17 protein-coding genes are annotated in these 16,336 nt (G+C 66.2%); 5 read left to right on the top strand and 12 right to left on the bottom strand.

What is annotated here, in order from left to right; genetic code table 11:
• Window positions 1-133: 133 nt before the first annotated feature.
• Together ACEL92_RS08205 and ACEL92_RS08200 are read left to right on the top strand one after the other, a co-directional pair.
• The gene (locus ACEL92_RS08205; RefSeq protein ID WP_374025110.1) at window positions 134-1,360 is read left to right on the top strand and encodes a cytochrome P450; all 1,227 of its coding nucleotides are present in this window, start codon (window positions 134-136) and stop codon (window positions 1,358-1,360) included.
• A 9-nt stretch (window positions 1,361-1,369) separates the two neighbouring features.
• On the top strand, window positions 1,370-2,527 hold the full coding sequence (locus ACEL92_RS08200; protein WP_374025109.1) for a Zn-dependent alcohol dehydrogenase: 1,158 nt from the start codon (window positions 1,370-1,372) through the stop codon (window positions 2,525-2,527).
• Here ACEL92_RS08200 and ACEL92_RS08195 read toward each other — a convergent pair.
• Window positions 2,512-3,048: a cupin domain-containing protein gene (locus tag ACEL92_RS08195; RefSeq protein WP_374025108.1), complete on the bottom strand. Its 537-nt coding sequence runs from the start codon at window positions 3,046-3,048 to the stop codon at window positions 2,512-2,514. The genes ACEL92_RS08200 and ACEL92_RS08195 overlap by 16 nt on opposite strands.
• 87 nt (window positions 3,049-3,135) lie before the next feature.
• On the opposite strand from ACEL92_RS08195, the gene ACEL92_RS08190 reads away from it, so the two are divergent.
• Window positions 3,136-4,533: an FAD-binding protein gene (locus ACEL92_RS08190; RefSeq protein WP_374025107.1), complete on the top strand. Its 1,398-nt coding sequence runs from the start codon at window positions 3,136-3,138 to the stop codon at window positions 4,531-4,533.
• Between the two features lie 40 nt (window positions 4,534-4,573).
• Window positions 4,574-5,179, top strand: coding sequence for a TetR/AcrR family transcriptional regulator (locus ACEL92_RS08185; RefSeq protein ID WP_374025106.1), 606 nt, complete (start codon window positions 4,574-4,576; stop codon window positions 5,177-5,179).
• On the opposite strand, the gene ACEL92_RS08180 is transcribed toward ACEL92_RS08185, so the two are convergent.
• The 8 genes from ACEL92_RS08180 to ACEL92_RS08145 form a co-directional block, all read right to left on the bottom strand.
• Window positions 5,151-5,903, bottom strand: coding sequence for an SDR family NAD(P)-dependent oxidoreductase (locus tag ACEL92_RS08180; protein ID WP_374025105.1), 753 nt, complete (start codon window positions 5,901-5,903; stop codon window positions 5,151-5,153). The two genes, ACEL92_RS08185 and ACEL92_RS08180, sit on opposite strands and share 29 nt — an antisense overlap.
• The gene (locus tag ACEL92_RS08175; RefSeq protein WP_374025104.1) at window positions 5,900-6,340 is read right to left on the bottom strand and encodes a VOC family protein; all 441 of its coding nucleotides are present in this window, start codon (window positions 6,338-6,340) and stop codon (window positions 5,900-5,902) included. Before ACEL92_RS08175 ends, ACEL92_RS08180 begins: the two co-directional genes overlap by 4 nt.
• 68 nt (window positions 6,341-6,408) lie before the next feature.
• Entirely contained in the window at window positions 6,409-8,313 is a 1,905-nt protein-coding gene (locus ACEL92_RS08170; protein ID WP_374025103.1) for a YhgE/Pip family protein, read from the bottom strand.
• A 2-nt stretch (window positions 8,314-8,315) separates the two neighbouring features.
• Window positions 8,316-8,993: a hypothetical protein gene (locus ACEL92_RS08165; RefSeq protein WP_374025102.1), complete on the bottom strand. Its 678-nt coding sequence runs from the start codon at window positions 8,991-8,993 to the stop codon at window positions 8,316-8,318.
• A 13-nt stretch (window positions 8,994-9,006) separates the two neighbouring features.
• Window positions 9,007-9,633 carry a TetR/AcrR family transcriptional regulator gene (locus tag ACEL92_RS08160; protein WP_374025101.1) on the bottom strand — a complete coding sequence of 209 codons (627 nt, stop codon included), beginning with the start codon at window positions 9,631-9,633 and terminating at the stop codon, window positions 9,007-9,009.
• Between the two features lie 56 nt (window positions 9,634-9,689).
• On the bottom strand, window positions 9,690-10,514 hold the full coding sequence (locus ACEL92_RS08155; RefSeq protein WP_374025100.1) for an SDR family NAD(P)-dependent oxidoreductase: 825 nt from the start codon (window positions 10,512-10,514) through the stop codon (window positions 9,690-9,692).
• Between the two features lie 108 nt (window positions 10,515-10,622).
• Window positions 10,623-11,843 (bottom strand): cytochrome P450, encoded by a 1,221-nt coding sequence (locus ACEL92_RS08150; protein ID WP_374026126.1) that lies wholly within the window; start codon window positions 11,841-11,843, stop codon window positions 10,623-10,625.
• Between the two features lie 28 nt (window positions 11,844-11,871).
• Complete coding sequence (locus ACEL92_RS08145; RefSeq protein ID WP_374025099.1) at window positions 11,872-12,003, bottom strand: hypothetical protein; 132 nt, start codon at window positions 12,001-12,003, stop codon at window positions 11,872-11,874.
• 141 nt (window positions 12,004-12,144) lie between these two features.
• Here ACEL92_RS08145 and ACEL92_RS08140 point away from each other — a divergent pair, with 141 nt between their 5' ends.
• Complete coding sequence (locus tag ACEL92_RS08140) at window positions 12,145-13,641, top strand: acyl-CoA carboxylase subunit beta (RefSeq protein WP_374025098.1); 1,497 nt, start codon at window positions 12,145-12,147, stop codon at window positions 13,639-13,641.
• Between the two features lie 4 nt (window positions 13,642-13,645).
• Here ACEL92_RS08140 and ACEL92_RS08135 read toward each other — a convergent pair whose 3' ends face one another.
• The 3 genes from ACEL92_RS08135 to ACEL92_RS08125 are packed head-to-tail and all read right to left on the bottom strand — an operon-like array spanning window position 13,646 to window position 16,187.
• On the bottom strand, window positions 13,646-14,692 hold the full coding sequence (locus tag ACEL92_RS08135) for a TIGR03857 family LLM class F420-dependent oxidoreductase (RefSeq protein ID WP_374025097.1): 1,047 nt from the start codon (window positions 14,690-14,692) through the stop codon (window positions 13,646-13,648).
• Entirely contained in the window at window positions 14,689-15,069 is a 381-nt protein-coding gene (locus tag ACEL92_RS08130) for a nuclear transport factor 2 family protein (RefSeq protein WP_374025096.1), read from the bottom strand. Before ACEL92_RS08130 ends, ACEL92_RS08135 begins: the two co-directional genes overlap by 4 nt.
• A complete protein-coding gene (locus tag ACEL92_RS08125) occupies window positions 15,069-16,187 on the bottom strand; it encodes an alpha/beta hydrolase (protein WP_374025095.1) in 1,119 nt (372 codons plus the stop codon). Before ACEL92_RS08125 ends, ACEL92_RS08130 begins: the two co-directional genes overlap by 1 nt.
• Between the last annotated feature and the right edge of the window lie 149 nt (window positions 16,188-16,336).

Raw genomic sequence — 16,336 nt, 5'->3', positions numbered from 1 at the left:
ACGCCACGCAGCATCAATACTGTGCCCGTTACGGTAACCACGACAAGCCCGTTGGGCTTACTTGCTATTTATACTATGATAGCGATATTCCCGCCGTACCCATCCGCTTACCGGCTGCTCAGGAGGAGCGCTGATGACGCTCAGCACCGATAACGCCAACCAGCCCGTCACCCTCGACTTCACCGGCGAGAGCAGCCCCTACCCGTTCTTCGAGTACATGCGGCGCACGGAACCGGTGTGGCACGGCGCCCTGGCGGACCACTCGCAGATGCCGGAAGAACTGCGACCGAAGGACGAGTGGGTGCTGTTCGGTTACGACCCCCTGTTCCAGGCGTTCCGCGACGACCGGATTTTCAGCTCCCACAAGTACGACGAGACGATCGGCTTGGTGATGGGCCATACCATCCTGGCGATGGGCGGCAAAGAACACCACGATCACCGCAACCTGGTGGCCAAGGCCTTCCGCGCCACCGCACTGGAACGCTGGGAGCCGTCGGTCATCGGACCGGTGTGCGACCAACTGGTCGATGAAATCAAAAACGACGGGCAGGCCGACCTCGTCAAGGCGGTGACGTTCGAGTTCCCCACCCGGATCATCTCCACGCTCCTCGGGCTGCCCCCTGAGGATCTCGACCTCTTCCGACGGTTGTCCCTCGACCTCATCTCCATCCCCACCGACATCGTCGCCGGGCTCAACGCCGCCGCGGAGTTGCACGGCTACTTCCTCGATCAGGTCGAGCAACGGCGGCGCAAGCGCACCGATGACATCATCGGGGACCTGGTGGCCGCCGAAATCGACGGCGAGAAGCTCAGCGACGAGGCCATCATCGCGTTTTTGCGCCTGCTCTTGCCGGCCGGACTGGAGACCACCTACCGTTCGTCGGGCAACCTGCTCTACCTGCTGCTGACCCATCCGGAGCAGTTGGCGCTCGTCTACCAGGACAGGTCGCTGATCCCGATGGCCATCGAAGAGGGCCTGCGCTATGAAACCCCGCTGACCATGGTCATGCGGACCACGACCGAAGAGGTCGAAATCGGCGGCAAGACAATCCCCGCCGACGCGCAGATCGACATGTGCATTGGCTCGGCCAACCGCGACGAGGGCCGCTGGGCCGATCCCAACACCTTCGACATCCGCCGGCCGCGCCAGGCGCACATCGCGTTCGCCGGCGGCATACACATGTGCCTCGGCATGCATCTGGCGCGACTCGAGACGCAGGTCATGCTGAACAGCCTGTTCGATCGCGTCAAGGAGCTGGCCTTCGTGGCCGATGACGGGACCGGTTTGGAGTCCAAGATCGTCGGGCTTACCTTCCGCTCCCCCAACAAACTTCCCGTCACCTTCTCTCCGGCCGCATAGGGGAGCCGCTTGAAAACTAGAGGAGCGATCCTGCACGACGTCGGCGGCCCGTGGTCCGTCGAGGAATTCGAGCTCGACGCGCCCCGGGCGGGGGAAGTTCTGGTCGAGATGGCCGCCGCTGGCCTGTGCCATTCGGACGACCACATCCTCAAGGGCGACATGGCTGCGCCCAACGAGACGCTGCGGAAGCTCGGGCTGCCGACCATGTTCCCGACCATCGGTGGTCACGAGGGCTCGGGCATCGTGCGTCAAGTCGGGGACGGTGTCACCGAATTCGAGCCCGGCGATCACGTCGTGATGTCGTTCGTCGCGGTGTGCGGGCAGTGCCGCTGGTGCGCCAGCGGCATGGAGTACATCTGCGACATGGGGGCCAGCGTCATGACGCCCGGCATGCCGACCGACGGTACCTTCCGCCACCACACCGCCGAGGGCAAGCCGTTGGGCCACATCGCCAAAGTTGGCGCGTTCGCCAAACATACTGTCGTGTCGACAAATTCGCTTGTGAAGATCGAGCCCCATCTGCCACTTGCGCCGAGCGCCCTGTTGTCCTGTGCCATCCCGACCGGGTTCGGCTCGGTGGCCAACCGTTCCAACATGCGGGTGGGCGATACCGTCGTCGTGATCGGGGTCGGCGGCATCGGCACCGGCGCGGTTCAGGGCGCCCGGGTCGGTGGTGCCGCGCAGATCGTCGCGGTGGATCCCGTTGAATTCAAACAGAAGTCGGCTTTGCAGTTCGGCGCCACCCACACCGCCGCGACGGCGGAAGAGGCGCTGGACCTGGTGCGTGGGTTGACCTATGGCGTGATGGCCGATGCGGTCGTGGTTTCGCCGTCGCTGATCACGCCGACGGATGTGCGCGACGCGGTGAAGCTCACCCGCAAGGGCGGGACCTGTGTGCTCACGGGGATGACCTCGCAGATGACCTCGTCAGTCAAGATCGATCTGCAGGACTTCATCCTGATGAACAAGACGCTGGCCGGCACCGTGTTCGGTTCCTGCAACCCGAGGGCCGACGTCTTCCGGCTGGCCCGGCTCTATGAGACCGGGCAGCTCCAGCTCGACGAGATGATCACCCGGCGCTATCGCCTCGACGAAATCAACGACGCCTACGACGATCTCCGGAACGGAAAGATCGTCAGGGGCATCATCGATTACGGGATCGAGTGAAGCATCGCCGGTCGACGCCATTTGCAGGCTCGCGGTGGGTCAGTGGGCTCCGCGGGTGACGTGCCCACCGGATCGATCAACAGCAACTCGAGCACTACCGGAGTCGTTCCGTGATTGCGGCCATCGTGCACATGGGCGGGGCCACTGGGCTCGATGAACGAGTCGCCGGGCCGGTAGATGCCATCGACGGTGCAGTCGTTGCCATTGTGGTACAAGGTACCTTGCTTCACCACCGCGATGACGGTGCCTGGATGCCAGTGCCAACCTATGGCACCACCGGGGGCAATCGTGGTATCGCGAACCACGAATGTTCTTCCCTCGGTTGAGGTTTGCGCTACCACTTCGTAGTCGACGCCGGTGGGTGCTTTTTGCCCGGATCCGATCAGCGCGCAGGCGAGCCATGCCGCGATCGCAAGCAGGGCCGCCGAGGAGATGAGATTCCGGACTATCGCTCCGGCGAATTCGTCCTCATGCCGCTCTGGTCTGCGCCACCCGCGTCGCGTTCCCCGATACACCCGCACCCTCGCTTCTTGTGATCTGGCCCATAACCGCCGATCGAGCAATCGGTATGGTGATACCGTATCATGGTACCTATCGAAAGGACTGCCATGGCATCGTGGAGCGCCGAACTCTCTGAACTGCAAGCGGCCGTACAGGGCCCGGTCGAGACGGAAAGGACCCTGGGCTACGCGCAGGAAGTGGCGGTCTTCAACACGGCGGTGCAGCATCGGCCCGCGGTCGTGGTGGGCGCGGCCAGTGCCGGCGATGTGTCGACGGCGGTGAGGTTCGCGGCGCGCCACGGCCTCAAGATCGCCGTCCTCAATACCGGGCACGGACCATCGCTCGCCGCCGACGGCGACACGCTGATGATCACCACGAGAAGGATGTCCGGCATCGCGATCAACGCCGACACCCGCTTGGCGCGAGTCGACGCCGGAGTGCGGTTCGGCGCGCTGGTGGAAGCCGCCGCCGAGTACGGACTGTCTCCGCTGCCCGGGTCCTCGCCCGGCGTCGGCGTCGTCGGCTACACCCTCAGTGGCGGCGCCAGCCTGACGATGGGACGCAAATACGGTTGGGCCGCCGACCATGTCACCCGCATCGACGTGGTCACCGGCGACGGCCGGCTGCGCCGGGTGTCCCCGCACTCCGAAGCCGACCTATTCGGCGCATTGCTGGGCGGCAAGGGCAACTTCGGGGTCGTGACGGCGATGGAGTTCTCCCTCTTTCCCGTGACGACGCTCTACGCGGGATCCATCTTCTACTCGGGCCGGCACGCCCGGCAGGTACTGGACGCCTACCGGGAGCTCACGGCCACGGCGCCCAACGAGCTGACGACCAGCCTGGCTCTGCTGAATCTGCCTCCCCTGCCCGGCCTTCCGCCCTTCATGCAGGGGCAGCTGACCATCTCACTGCGCGTCTCCTTCGCCGGAGATGGCGCTGTCGGGGCCCGGCTGATCGATCCGATGCGCCGGGTCACGCCCGCGCTGGCGGACACCGTCCGTAGCATGCCCTACACCGAATTCGCGTCGATCAGCAATGATCCAACGGATCCCTCGGCCGCGGTCGAACACTTCGGCCTGCTCCGGGAGCTGACCCAAGACACCGTCGCCGCGATCGTCGATGTCGTCGGCCCGGACTCCGGCAGTCCCATCAACATCGTTGACATCCGACACCTGCAAGGCGCGTTCGGCAGGCCGGCGCCTTTCCCCAACGCCGTTGGTGCGCGGGACGCCGCCTTTGCCCTCTTCGGTCTGACCGTCGTGCCGCCCGGGCGCGAACCGGTGCACCACATGCAGTGTGGTGCCGAGCTTCTCACAGCGCTGAAGCCGTGGCTCCACGAGATGGCTAGCCCCAGTTTTCAGGGCCCCAGCGACGCGACCGAGGAACGCGCGCGGAAGGCCTACGATCCCGAGGTATACGACAGGCTCAGGGTGGTCAAGACGAATTACGACCCGCACAACAGGTTTCGGCTCAACCACAACATCCCGCCCCACGGCGCGGCGTGAATGCGATCGCAAACTGTCGGTATAGCCGTACCATACAGCCATGACTATGCAGCGGCGAACTCGCCGGGCGGGCGGAGCGCGTCGAATCGAGGTGACCGAGACGGTCGCAACCGTTCTGGCCGAACGCGGGTACGAGAACACCCGCTTCGCCGATGTCTCGGCGGCCAGCGGTGTGGCCATCAGCACGCTGCAAAACTACTTCGGGTCGCGTGAGGACATGCTCATCGAGGCCATCAGGCACGCCACCGAAGTAGAGGCGGTCGCGCTTGAGGCCGTCGCCGAGGCGGAGCGGGATCCGTGGAATCGCCTGGTCACCATGATCGATCGAAATCTCAACACTCCGGTGAGCAATCATCAATTGCTGCTTGAGGTCTGGCGGTCCAGCATGCGCGATGCGGAATTGCGTGACTACAGCGAGGAGGGTTGGGCGCGCTACCGCGCGCCGTTCGTCAAAGCGGTGACCGAGGGCCGCGACTCGGGGGCCTTCGCGCCGATCGCCAGCCCCGACGAGGTCGTCGACCTGGTGCTGGTCTGGCTTGCCGGCGCCATGGTGCCTCGGACCTTGCACTTTCGGAACCCGACGGCGGACAAATTTCGGACCGCGCTGCTGCGCCAGGTCACGCTGATGCTGGGTCGGGCCGGCTGAGCCTGCGCAATCGCTGCACTTGGCAGTAGGCGTCGATCGGGCTGTGCAGGCCCAGACCACCGTCGGCGTGCACGACCTGACCGGTCACCCAAGGCAATTCGAGCACACCGACGATGGCCCCGGCCACGTCCGTGGCCGCTCCCAGCCCGCCCAGGGCCGTGCGTTCGGACATGCCCTCGACCCAGCCGGGCAGTTGTTCGGGGTTGGGCAGCATCGGGGTTCGGGTGACGCCGGGCCCCACCGCGTTGACCCGGATGCCGTGGGCACCCCACTCCACTGCTGCGACCTTCACCAGCATGTCCACCCCGGCTTTCGACACGCAGTACGCGCCCATATCGCGATCGGCGATCGTCCCGCTGATGCTGGAGACCGCGACCAGAGAACCGCCCCCTCCCCCGTCGATCATGACTCGGGCGGCCGCCCGAAGCGTCAGCCAGGTACCGGTGAGGTTGACTTCCAGCACTCGTCGCCAGTCGGCGGGCGACTGCTCGGTGAGCAAGCCCGACGCACCGATTCCCGCGCAGGTCACCACCCGCGTCGGCACGCCGTGCTCGCGCACGGTTTGGTCCATCGCCGCCGTCACCGCATCCGAATCGCTGACATCGCAAGCGATGTCGGCATCGGCGAGATCCCACACCACGACGTCGTGACCAACGGCGCGTAACCGAGCAACCACTTCGAATCCGATTCCGGACGCCCCGCCGGTCACCAGGGCGGTGCTCATTTCGCGCGCCCGATCAGCTCGACAAGTACGCCGTCCGGCGCTTCGATCACCGCCATCGCGACGGTCCTTCCGTCCGGGGCCACGACGTCGATGCGCCGCACGCCGTCGGTGAAACCCAATGCGGCCAGAGCGGCGAGCGTCTCGTCGACTTCACGCTGCAGTGAGAGCAACATGAACCCGTGCCGTAACGCGGTCGAGTCCGGCAGTGCCTCAAGGGCACCGGCCAACTCCACCAGTTCGACAAACCCGCCGCCCGATGTCTGCGGATCGCCGAGAAATACCGATCGCAGCCGATCACTCCCGGCGCCGAACAGTTCTGGCCAATCGCCGACGAAGTCGTAATCCATCAACTGGCTCAGTCCCAGGCCGTCGCACCAGAATCGAAGCGACCGTTCGACATCGGAGGTGCAAATTGCCGAATGGTGCACACCTAACATGGGCTTCCTCTCGATCGCGGAGCTTGCCCACCATCATGCAACGTCGATCGTCGACGCGGAACGAATGCCTACATCTTGATCGCAGGGATGAGCCTGCTGAGATTCCAGACCCGATCTCTTCGCGCGCACAGACAGGAGATCGCCAGTGCGGCAGCCGTTATCCCGACCAGCACGATGATCGCCTGCCATAGTCGTGCGTCGATGCCGCCGAGGATGAGCTGGCGGAGCCCGTTGACGCCGTAGGTCATCGGGTCGAAGCGGTGCAGCACCTGGAAGGGCCGTGACGTGGTTTCCACGGGATACAGGCCGCCCGCGCTGACGAGCTGCAGCATCAGCAGGGCCATGATCAGCACACGCCCGACCGCCGGGCCGACCAGCGCGTTGATGGCCTGCGTGGCGGCCACGAAGGCGCCGGAGATCAGCATCATGAACCCCAGCATCGCGACCGGATGCACGGCGTGCACGCCGAGGGCGAACCGGACCACGCAGTAAAGAATGATCGCTTGGAATACCGCGATCGCGGCGGCAGGCAGGTAGCTCGCGAGCACCACGCGAATCGCCAGAACTTCCGCGGCGATCGCGCGACTCTGCAAGGGCCGCAACACCATCCACAGCACCAAGGCACCGAAGAACAAGGCGAGCGTGAGGAAGAACGGCGCCATCCCGGTGCCGAAGTTGGGTGCGGCGTTCTCGTGCGAGGCTTCGAGCTGCACCGGACCGCCGATGGTGTCGGCGACGGCGTCCTTTTGCTCGGTCGTCCAGTTGGGCAGCTGGTTGGCCCCCTGGGCGAGCCTGCCGGCCAGCTCGGCCGACCCCCCCTTGAGTTGGTGTGCCCCGTCGTCGAGCTTGACTATGCCGCTTGCCAACTCGGCGTTGCCGGTGGCCACCTGCTGGGCCCCGTCACGGAGCTGGGTGAGCTTGTTCGTCAGCTCCTGCCCTTTGTTGCCGACCTGGTCGAGGGCCGAACCCAGCGGGCTACCGGGCGTGCGCAGGCCGGAGGTCATCGCGATCGCGGCGTTTTGCGCGTCGGTGAGATGCTGCCGGATTTGTGGCGTGAACTGATGGCCCCGCAGCTGATCCTGGATGCCGCGCAGGTTGTTCGCCAACGGATCCTGACGCGCGGCGAGCTGATCGATCACCGGCGACAGCGCATCCGCTGCGCCGTCCTGTGCCGCGGCGATGGTGCCGATCTGGTCGTTGGCCTGCTGCAGCGCGGTTGCGCCCTGTTGCAGTTGCTGCGTGCTGCCGCCGATTTGCGACACCGCCTTGGCCACCGCGAGCAGCGGGTCGGTGGCCTGGTCGATTCCGTCCGACAGTTGCTTGGCGCCGGCGGCAAGTGATGCCGAGCCGGACCGGGCGTTGTCCAGACCGGACACCAGCTGACCGGCGCCGTCGTCGAGTTGAGCGGCCCCGTCGGCGGCCTGCTTGATACCGGATCCCGACGAAACCACGATCGACAGCACCTGATTGACGGCTTGGCCCGAAATCCGGCTGGATACGGCGTTGAGGACCTGGTCGATGGCGGTGCGACCGATACTCGTCGAGATGTAGTTGTTGGCGTCGTTGTAGACGGCGATCAGGTCGGCCTTCTTGGGTTGCCCGGTCACCGGTGATGCGATTGCCGCGCTGAAGTCCGGCGGCAACTCGACCATGAAGTAGTACTTGCCGTGGTCGACTCCGTTGCGCGCTTCGGCCAAGTCCACGACGTGCCAGTCCAACCCGCCGTCCGCGGTGAGGCTCTTGGCGATCTCCGCGCCGGCATTGAATTGCTGCCCGGACACGACGGCGCCACGGTCGGAGTTGACCAGCGCCACCGGCATCTTGTTGGTGTGGCCGAAGGGATCCCAGAACGCCCAGAGGTACAACGCCCCGTACACCAGGGGCAGTAGCATCAGCACGACGATGGCCACGCGCGTCAGGCGGCTGCGGCCGAAACGCTTGATTTCCGAGCCGAAGGCGAGTCCAGCCAGCATCTTCAGTCCTCTCCGGTCAGAATGCGGTGATCGTGTAGTTCGTGGTCGGGCGCGTCCATGCCGAGCGGGTTGGTCACCCCGACGACCACCGTGCGCTGCTTGGCGATCACACCGAGCCTGTCGGCGGCGAGCGCCCGCCGGGAATTGTCACGAACCTGTTCCAGGTCGCCGACCACCAAGATTGGACGCTTCGACAGCAGCGCCAGGGTGATTCGCAGCAAAAACAGTTCCAGGTCTGACAATTCAACGATGTAGGTGTCGTGGGACGGCGGAGGTATTTCGCCGAACACCTCGGACAGCTCGGTCGAACCCGATTGCGCCGGCACCGATGAATACCACGGCGCCAGCCACCGAAGTTGCTCGGCGAACACCGTTCCCACGGTCACCGATTCCTCGAGGTCGTCGATGTCGTCGAACGCCGCGATCGAGCAGTGCCGGCGGATCGCGCGCGCGGTTGTTTCGCCGAGCACGCTCAGCATGCCGTGGCTCGGTTTGAATCGTCCCGCGAGTGTCAGCAGCAGCGTTGTCTGGCCCGGACCCCCGGGCATCTGAATGGCATGAAACCCCGGCGTCAGGGCCAGGTCGACCCCCGAGAACAGCGGCCCGTGCTCACCGTCGACCCCCAGTCCGGCGGCGACGATTACCGGTGCGATGTTGTCCGGTTCGTCTTTGGTGTCCATGGTGTGGCTTTCCCTAATCGCCGGAAACCGGAATCGATTCCAGCAGTGCGGTGACTAGTTTCGCGAGCAGATCGGGGTTGATGGTTCCCGGGCGCAGCACCTCTTCCATCGCGACGCCCAGGTTGAGGGTGACGACGAGCTGGGCGATGTCGGTCAGCCGCCGGTCGCCCGGCACCGTGTCGGTCGATTCGACGATGTGCAGCGCCTGGTCGGCCGCGGCGCGGCGGCGCTCGATCAGGCGTTCCCGAAGCTGCGGATCGCGCTGGGCGCGCAGCCAGTACTCGACGAGCAGCACGTAGTAGTCGGAATGGTCGCGGACCGAGTCGAGCACCGACCGGCTCACCTCGCGCGCGGCCGCGGCGGTGTCACCGTCGCTGCGGTCCAGCGCTATCGCGATCTGTTCGCCGCGCTGCTCGAACTCTCGGTCGAGCAGGGCCAGGAACAGCTCGTCCTTCGACTCGAAGTTGGAGTAGACCGCGCCCTTGGTGAAGCCCGCGGCCTGACCGATCGCGTCGATGGTGGCGCCGGCGAAACCCTCGGCCGCGAACACCTTGGACGCCGCATCCAGGATCCGGTCGCGAACCTCGTCGCGAGTGGGGCGCGTTCGGCGCGGCTTGACAGGAGACATGTCCAGCAGCATACCCGCCAGTATCGGTTGGATACTACTCAGTATCGAATATCACGTCGGTCAGGGCGTCAGCCGAACTTGGCCGCGGTGCGCTCCCACAGTTCGGCGGCCAATCGCGGATCGTCCGCCAGTCGACTGGCTGTGGCGACCTTGTGTTTCGCGTAGTACTCGCCGGGCGTCCATTCGGCACCCGGCGCGCTGGACGCGAGCCACACCAATTGCTCGGCGCCCTGGTCCGGGGTCGAGATGAAGAGCACCGCGGGGGTGTACCGCTGCATGAATACGAGAAATCGCGAACCCGAGGCAATGCCGATGTTGGAGTTGACGTTGCCGGGATGCACGGCCGCGGCGGAAAGGCCGCCGGCGTGGCAGCGACGGTGTAATTCCTTGGTGAACAACACGATTGCGAGCTTTGACAACGCGTACGCCGCGGCCGGCCGGCGGCTGGCGGTGTTCTCCAGGTCGTCGACGGTGGCACGGAAGATCAGCTTGTGCGACGAGCTGGTGGTGTTGACGATCGTGGCGCGGGACTCCATCAGCACATCCAGCAATTGGGTGGTCAACAAAAACGGCGCCAGGTAGTTGACCTGATAGGTGCGTTCGTAGCCGTCGGGCGTCAGCTCGATCTTGCTGGCCATCCTGCCCGCGTTGTTGAGCAACACGTCGATGCGCGGGTATTGCGAACGCATCTTGTCCGCCAGGGCCCGCACCTGGGACAGGTCGGCGTAATCGACGACGAAGTAGTCCGCGTTCAGTTCGGTGGCCACCGCGGCGGTCTTGGTTTGGGAGCGGCCCACCACGACGATCTGGTCGCCGGTGCGGCTGAGGCGACGAGCCGCAGCCGCGCCGATGCCGTCGCTGGCACCTGTGATGACGATCGTCCTGCGCGTCATTGCGAGACCCTCCACGGGGAGTGTAGCGATCTCGCCGTAAGCGGGCCGCTCTCTCCGGCGTCGACGTCGCCGCAGCCGGCCTCACAGGGGTGGCGAGCTGAACCCCACTCAGACCAGCGAGTAACGCACGGGCAGGTGCTTGAGACCGCCGACGAACGTGGTGGCGACCAACTCCGGATCACCGTTCAGCTCAATGGATTTGAGCCTTGGCAACAGCTCGGTGAAGAAGCTGTTGACCTCCATGCGGGCCAGCGCGGCGCCCATGCAGAAGTGCACGCCGTAGCCAAAGGCCAGGTGCTTGTTGGGGTCGCGCCCCACATCGAAGCGGAACGGGTCGGTGAAGACATCCTCGTCCCGGTTGCCCGACACGTAGGACAGCAGCAGTGAATCCCCGGCCGCGATGGGCACCCCGCGCACGGTGGTGTCTTCGGCCGCCGTGCGCATGAATTCCTTGACGGGGGTGACCCAGCGAATCATCTCCTCGGTGGCCAGCGGCATCAGATCAAGGTTGCCCTGCAGCCGCTCGAGCTGGTCGGGATTTTCGATCAGCGCCTGCAGCCCACCGGAGATGGTTGCGCTGGTGGTGTCGTGACCGGCGGTGGCCACGATCAGGTAGTAGGACACCGTGTCGATGTCCGACAGCGGTTCCCCGTCGACGCGGGCGTTAGCGATCGCGGAGGCGAGGTCCTCGGTCGGATGTTCGCGGCGTGCCTCGGTGACCCCGTTGAAGTAACTGAACATGTCGAGCAGCGCCGGGATCTGGTCCTCGTTGGAGTTGCCGCGCTTGAACTCCGAGTCGTCACTGCCGAACAACTCCTGGGTGAGCTTGAGCATGCGGGCGAAGTCGGCCTCCGGGATCCCCAGCAGCGACATGATCACGTACAGCGGATAGTTGACGGCGACCTGCTGGACGAAGTCACATTCGGGCCCGACGGCCAGCATTTTGTCGACGTAGATCTTGGCCAGCTCGTCGACGCGCATCTTCAACGCGCGCATGGCCTTTGGACGGAACCAATCCGAACCGATCGCGCGCACCACCCGGTGCTGCGGGTCGTCCAGGTGGATCAGGGTGCGGACGCCGGCCGCGGCCTGGAGCTCGTCGCCCTCGGCGGTGGTCAGCACGGGCCGGGGCCAGTTGGTGAACAGCATGTTCTCGCGTTCGATGTCCATGATGTCGGCGTGCTTGGTAATCGCCCAGAACGGCTTGTAGTCCGGCACCTCGACCCGCGACACCGGCGCGGTCGCGCGCAGGTGAGCCAGCGCGGCGTGCAGCCGCTTCTCGTCGGTGTACGCCAGCGGGTCGGCCAACAACTTCCCGGCGTCGTCCATCGTGGTGGTGCTCACTGGCGAAACTCCTTCATCGCGGCCGCAGCGGCAGGGACGGGTCGTAACTGGCTTCGGGCGTCCATCCGCCGTCGTAGCCCATCGGCCGCGCGGACCAGTTGATTGGGATGCCCCCGTCGATCTTGAGGCGAGGACGGTTAGCCATGCGGGTAACTTTACAGTAAGCAATCCAGTATGTGACCCTGCAGATCTGGTGGAGATCACAAGCGCGGCGTTGCCGGGCGCAGCGAGATCGCCACCATCGACCAGGCGCGCGCCTCGAAACCCGCGAAGGTAGGAAAGAAGCATGACGAAACCTCCCGATTGGCAGGAGACGCTCGACGACCTCGACCGTCGGCGCCGGCACGCGTGGGGTATGGGTGGTCCGGAACGGCTCGACAAGCACCGCGGCAAGGGCAAGCTCGACGCCCGGGCGCGCATCGAGCGGCTCCTTGACCCGGGGACCTTTCGCGAAATCGGCACGCTGGTCGGAGGCGACATCGCGGCCGACGGGCTGGTCGTCGGCTCCGGGTTGATCAACGGTTCACCGGTGATGCTGGGGGCGGAGGACTTCACCACCATGGCCGGCAGCATCGGTCCCGGCGGCAACTCGAAGCGCTACCGCATTGCCGAACTCGCGCTGCGCGACAAGGTTCCCCTGGTGATGCTCCTCGAAGGCGCCGGCTTTCGCCCTGGCGGTGGACATTACGGCCGCGCCCCCACCGACCTGCTCGCCCAGGCGCAGTGCTCGGGGCGGGTACCGACCGTCGCCGCCGTGCTCGGCCCGTCGGCCGGACACGGCGCCCTCGTCGCCCCGGTCTGCGACTTCCGGATCATGAGCCACCAGGGCGCGATCTTCACCGCGGGGCCCCCGGTGGTCAAAGAGTCCACCGGAGAAGAGATCTCGAAGGAGGACCTCGGCGGGCCCGGCACCGCCGTGCCGAGCGGGGTGATCCACAACATCGCCGAGGACGACGAAGCAGTGATCGCCGACATTCGGCGCTACCTGTCGTATTTCCCGCCGAGCGCGTGGTCGTACCCGGCGCAGCTGCCGCCGGACGAGGACAGCGAGCCGCGCGCGACGCCCGAACTGCTCGACATCGTCTCCCGCGACAACCGCCGCGTCTACGACATGCGCGCCGTGCTCGACGTGGTCTTCGACCGGCCCGACTGGTTCGAGGTGCAACCGCAGTATGGCAAGGCGATACTCTGCGCGTTGGCCCATCTCGGTGGCCACCCGGTCGCGGTCGTCGCGAATCAGCCCAACGTGCTCGCCGGCTCCATCGACGCCGACGCGGCCGACAAGGCGGCACATTTCATCATGGTGGCCGACTCGTTTCACCTGCCGCTGGTGTTCCTTGCCGACAACCCCGGCATGCTGCCCGGCAGTCGGTCCGAGCGCAGCGGCGTGCTGCGCGCCGGTGCTCGAATGTTCGCCGCGCAGACGGCGGCGACCACGGTCAAGCTGCACGTCACCCTGCGGAAGGCATACGGATTCGGCTCGATGGTCATGTCGCTGTTGGGTTTCGACCACCAGAGCGCGACGTTCGCTTACCCGGGCGCGACCATGGGCGCCATGAGCGCCGCGGCGCTGGGCCGGGCGACGCACGCCGGTGAGGACATCACCGCGAAGCTGCGCGACGCCGAGTTGCAGGCGTCCTATCGCTCGGCCGAGCATCTGGGATTCGACGAACTCATCGATCCCCGCGAGACGCGTGATGCCTTACTCGGTGCTCTGCTTCGCGGGCTGTCCAGCCGGCAGGCCGCGGCGGAGCCGGTGAGCCGGACCGTCATCCTGCCCTAGCGGGCTAAGCGGCGCCGGCCCGGTAGGCCGCGACCACGGGCTCCAGTTCGTCGGGCGTGGCACCGTGCATGATCACCGCGTCGGCCCCGTAGTCGAATTCCGTGCGGATGCGGTCCGCGCATTGCTGGGCGGATCCGGTGGCCGACGGTTCCAGCCACTCGTCGGGGATGAGCGTCGCGATGTGCTCGATCTGCCCGGGCGTGGCCTTGTGGTCGATCCCGCCGGCGATCGACGTCACCACGTGGTCTTCCCGGAAGCGTTGCAGCACAGCCGAATCCCAATCGTTCGTCCGCACCAGCAGATCGCCGTACCCCTGCAGATAGGTGGCCAGGCGCGCGACGGTCTTCTTCAGCCGCAGCTGTTCGGGAAGGTGGTCACCGACCGTGGCGAAGCACGACCACACCCGCACGCTGTCCGGGTCGCGGCCGGCCTTCTCGGCCGCCGACTTGACGGTCTTGACACACCGCTGCAGCGTCTCGGGCGTGAAGTAGGTGTGCAAAATGACGTCGTCGAAGACCCTGCCCCCGAGGTCGAGGGTCTTGGGCCCGAAAGCCACCAGCGCCAACCGGATGTCCTCGTTGAAATCCGGGTCGAGGAACAGGATCGGGTACTTGCCCATCGGCCCGTCGTGGTTGAAGATCAGTTCGCCGTGCCACAGGCGGCGCATGACCTGGGCCCAGTCCTCCATTTGCGCGGTCGTGACGGCCGGGATGCCGAACGCGCCATAGATCGCCGCGATGCCCCGGCCGATTCCGAGCGTGAAGCGCCCGCCGGAGAGCCGGTGCATGGTCGTGGCCCACGATCCGGTGATCAGCGGGTGGCGGGTGTTGTGATTGGTTGCCGCGGTGGCGATCTGCATGCGGGTCGTCACGGCGCACGCGGCCCCCGTCAGCGATGACGCCTCTTTGACGTTCCAGCGTTCGGAGATGAACGCGGTGCCGAAGCCGAGCTGCTCGCCGCGGCGGGCCTCGTCGAGCAGCGTCGCCGGACCCTCCCCGCCGGCGCCGGCCAGCAGGTAGTAGCCCAATTCATCGAGAGTGCGCTCGCTCAAGTCCAAACTCCTTGCTGATAGCCGCAATTCCAGACCTCGGTGATCTTCCCGTCGATGACGCGGAAGACTTCGATGCTGGCGACGTTCGTCTTGGTGCCGTCCTCGGTGGTCATCGACGAGTCGTAGACGATGGCGACGTGCTCGCCGTCGTCGCCGGCGGCGACGACGTTCAGATCGAAGCGCAAGGTGTCGAACATCGCCCAGACGTCCCTGACCCGGCTGACCGCCTGTTCGCGGGTGAGGGTGTGCGCCTCGCCCACCCCGTGCCGAATCACCTTGTCGGCGAACAGCTCCTCGGCCAGGGTCAGGTTCTGCTGGTTCCACACGACCAAGTTGTAGAGCTCGACCACCTCACGCGCCGAGCGCGGAGCCGCCATCAGCCGGCCACCTCGCGCAGGAACCGGTCGGTTACCTTCTGCACCCGCCGGGAGAAGATGTGCCCCACGTGGCTGCCGTCATACCAGTAGAGCTGGCCACCCCAGCGCTGCTGCAATTCGACCGCGGGGTCGCGCATCGCCATCCGGTCGTGCCAGGCCCCGACGATCAGCCGGCGATGCGGCGGCGGTGCCGGATCCACCCGCAACGGGTCGATCACCGAGGTCAGCTTCCCCACCTCCGGGGAGGCCAGCAGGTCGCGGAATCCGGCCCGCGACGATCCCCAGCGCCCCAAGTGTCGCGCGATCATCGCATTCAGCCCCAGGATCGGGGTATACAGCGCCACCGCATCGATCTGCCTCTCCAGGTGGGATACCAGCGCCGCGACCGGAGTGCCCATCGAGACACCGGCCACCACAACCGCACTCGCCTGTGGTTGTGCCCACCGCACCACCGCGCGGATCTCCGACACCGAGCGCATCATGCCGGCGACGTTGCCCAAGGGGTCCATGTCGGGGTAGGCGGGCCATTCCCGGCGCCGGCAACCGTGACCGGGCTGCACCGGCAAGGCGACGTTGAATCCCAACTGGTGATGTATCCGGCCGATGCGAGTCAGCAGCAGGTCTTCGGTGCCGCCTTGACCGGCGCCGTGCACCCAGATCAGCCACGGTCTTGGGCCGTCGGTGTGCCGGCACAAATGCACCACCGCCCTGGCCGGACCGCCCAGGCCCGCGGCTTGCAGCGTTGTCGGCAACGCCGGATCGTGCTCGAACGCCATCCGCTCGTACGCCAAATTGCCGATGCGTCGCCGCTGCAACGAGGTTGCGCGCAGCGGCATCGGTTCCCCGTGCGCCCGGTCGATGCCTAACGCGGCCAACTCCTCGGCTGCGGCCGTGCAGCCGGCCAGCGGTCGCAGCGCCTCCGGACTGCCGCCGAGTAGCGAAAAGCCGCTCAGCACAAGCTCGTCCAGCATGACCTCACCGAACTGCCGCACGCCCCGCGGCGACACCGGGGCCCAGCCGGTCGATTCGTTAAGGCCGGCCACCGTCCGGGGCAACAGCATGCCGAGCTCGCGGGTCGCCTCCCTGGCTATCCCCAGTCCACGCGTCACCCTTGACATGGCACTCACCTAGGCCAGCTTCCAGCTGGTGTACCACCCGTTGCGAGGCCGGTCCATCGGCACCGTCGGCGCGACCAACGGGGCGGTCTGAGTCACTTCACTCCTTGCCGTGCACGGGCCGGACTGCTGAAATCTATACTGTAACGGAT

Source organism: Mycobacterium hainanense (assembly GCF_041890355.1).
GTDB classification, from domain to species: domain Bacteria; phylum Actinomycetota; class Actinomycetes; order Mycobacteriales; family Mycobacteriaceae; genus Mycobacterium; species Mycobacterium hainanense.
The sequence above is the reverse complement of the archived record's forward strand: the minus strand, read 5'-3'. Positions and strand labels throughout refer to the sequence as shown.

Excerpts from the sequence above, each read along its gene's own strand:
- ACEL92_RS08205 (WP_374025110.1), top strand. The coding sequence starts at position 134 with ATGACGCTCAGCACCGATAACGCCAACCAGCCCGTCACCCTCGACTTC.
- ACEL92_RS08190 (WP_374025107.1), top strand. The coding sequence starts at position 3,136 with ATGGCATCGTGGAGCGCCGAACTCTCTGAACTGCAAGCGGCCGTACAG.
- ACEL92_RS08185 (WP_374025106.1), top strand. The coding sequence starts at position 4,574 with ATGACTATGCAGCGGCGAACTCGCCGGGCGGGCGGAGCGCGTCGAATC.
- ACEL92_RS08180 (WP_374025105.1), bottom strand. The coding sequence starts at position 5,903 with ATGAGCACCGCCCTGGTGACCGGCGGGGCGTCCGGAATCGGATTCGAA.
- ACEL92_RS08175 (WP_374025104.1), bottom strand. The coding sequence starts at position 6,340 with ATGTTAGGTGTGCACCATTCGGCAATTTGCACCTCCGATGTCGAACGG.
- ACEL92_RS08170 (WP_374025103.1), bottom strand. The coding sequence starts at position 8,313 with ATGCTGGCTGGACTCGCCTTCGGCTCGGAAATCAAGCGTTTCGGCCGC.
- ACEL92_RS08165 (WP_374025102.1), bottom strand. The coding sequence starts at position 8,993 with ATGGACACCAAAGACGAACCGGACAACATCGCACCGGTAATCGTCGCC.
- ACEL92_RS08160 (WP_374025101.1), bottom strand. The coding sequence starts at position 9,633 with ATGCTGCTGGACATGTCTCCTGTCAAGCCGCGCCGAACGCGCCCCACT.
- ACEL92_RS08155 (WP_374025100.1), bottom strand. The coding sequence starts at position 10,514 with ATGACGCGCAGGACGATCGTCATCACAGGTGCCAGCGACGGCATCGGC.
- ACEL92_RS08150 (WP_374026126.1), bottom strand. The coding sequence starts at position 11,843 with ATGGACGACGCCGGGAAGTTGTTGGCCGACCCGCTGGCGTACACCGAC.
- ACEL92_RS08145 (WP_374025099.1), bottom strand. The coding sequence starts at position 12,003 with ATGGCTAACCGTCCTCGCCTCAAGATCGACGGGGGCATCCCAATCAAC.
- ACEL92_RS08140 (WP_374025098.1), top strand. The coding sequence starts at position 12,145 with ATGACGAAACCTCCCGATTGGCAGGAGACGCTCGACGACCTCGACCGT.
- ACEL92_RS08130 (WP_374025096.1), bottom strand. The coding sequence starts at position 15,069 with ATGGCGGCTCCGCGCTCGGCGCGTGAGGTGGTCGAGCTCTACAACTTG.
- ACEL92_RS08125 (WP_374025095.1), bottom strand. The coding sequence starts at position 16,187 with ATGTCAAGGGTGACGCGTGGACTGGGGATAGCCAGGGAGGCGACCCGC.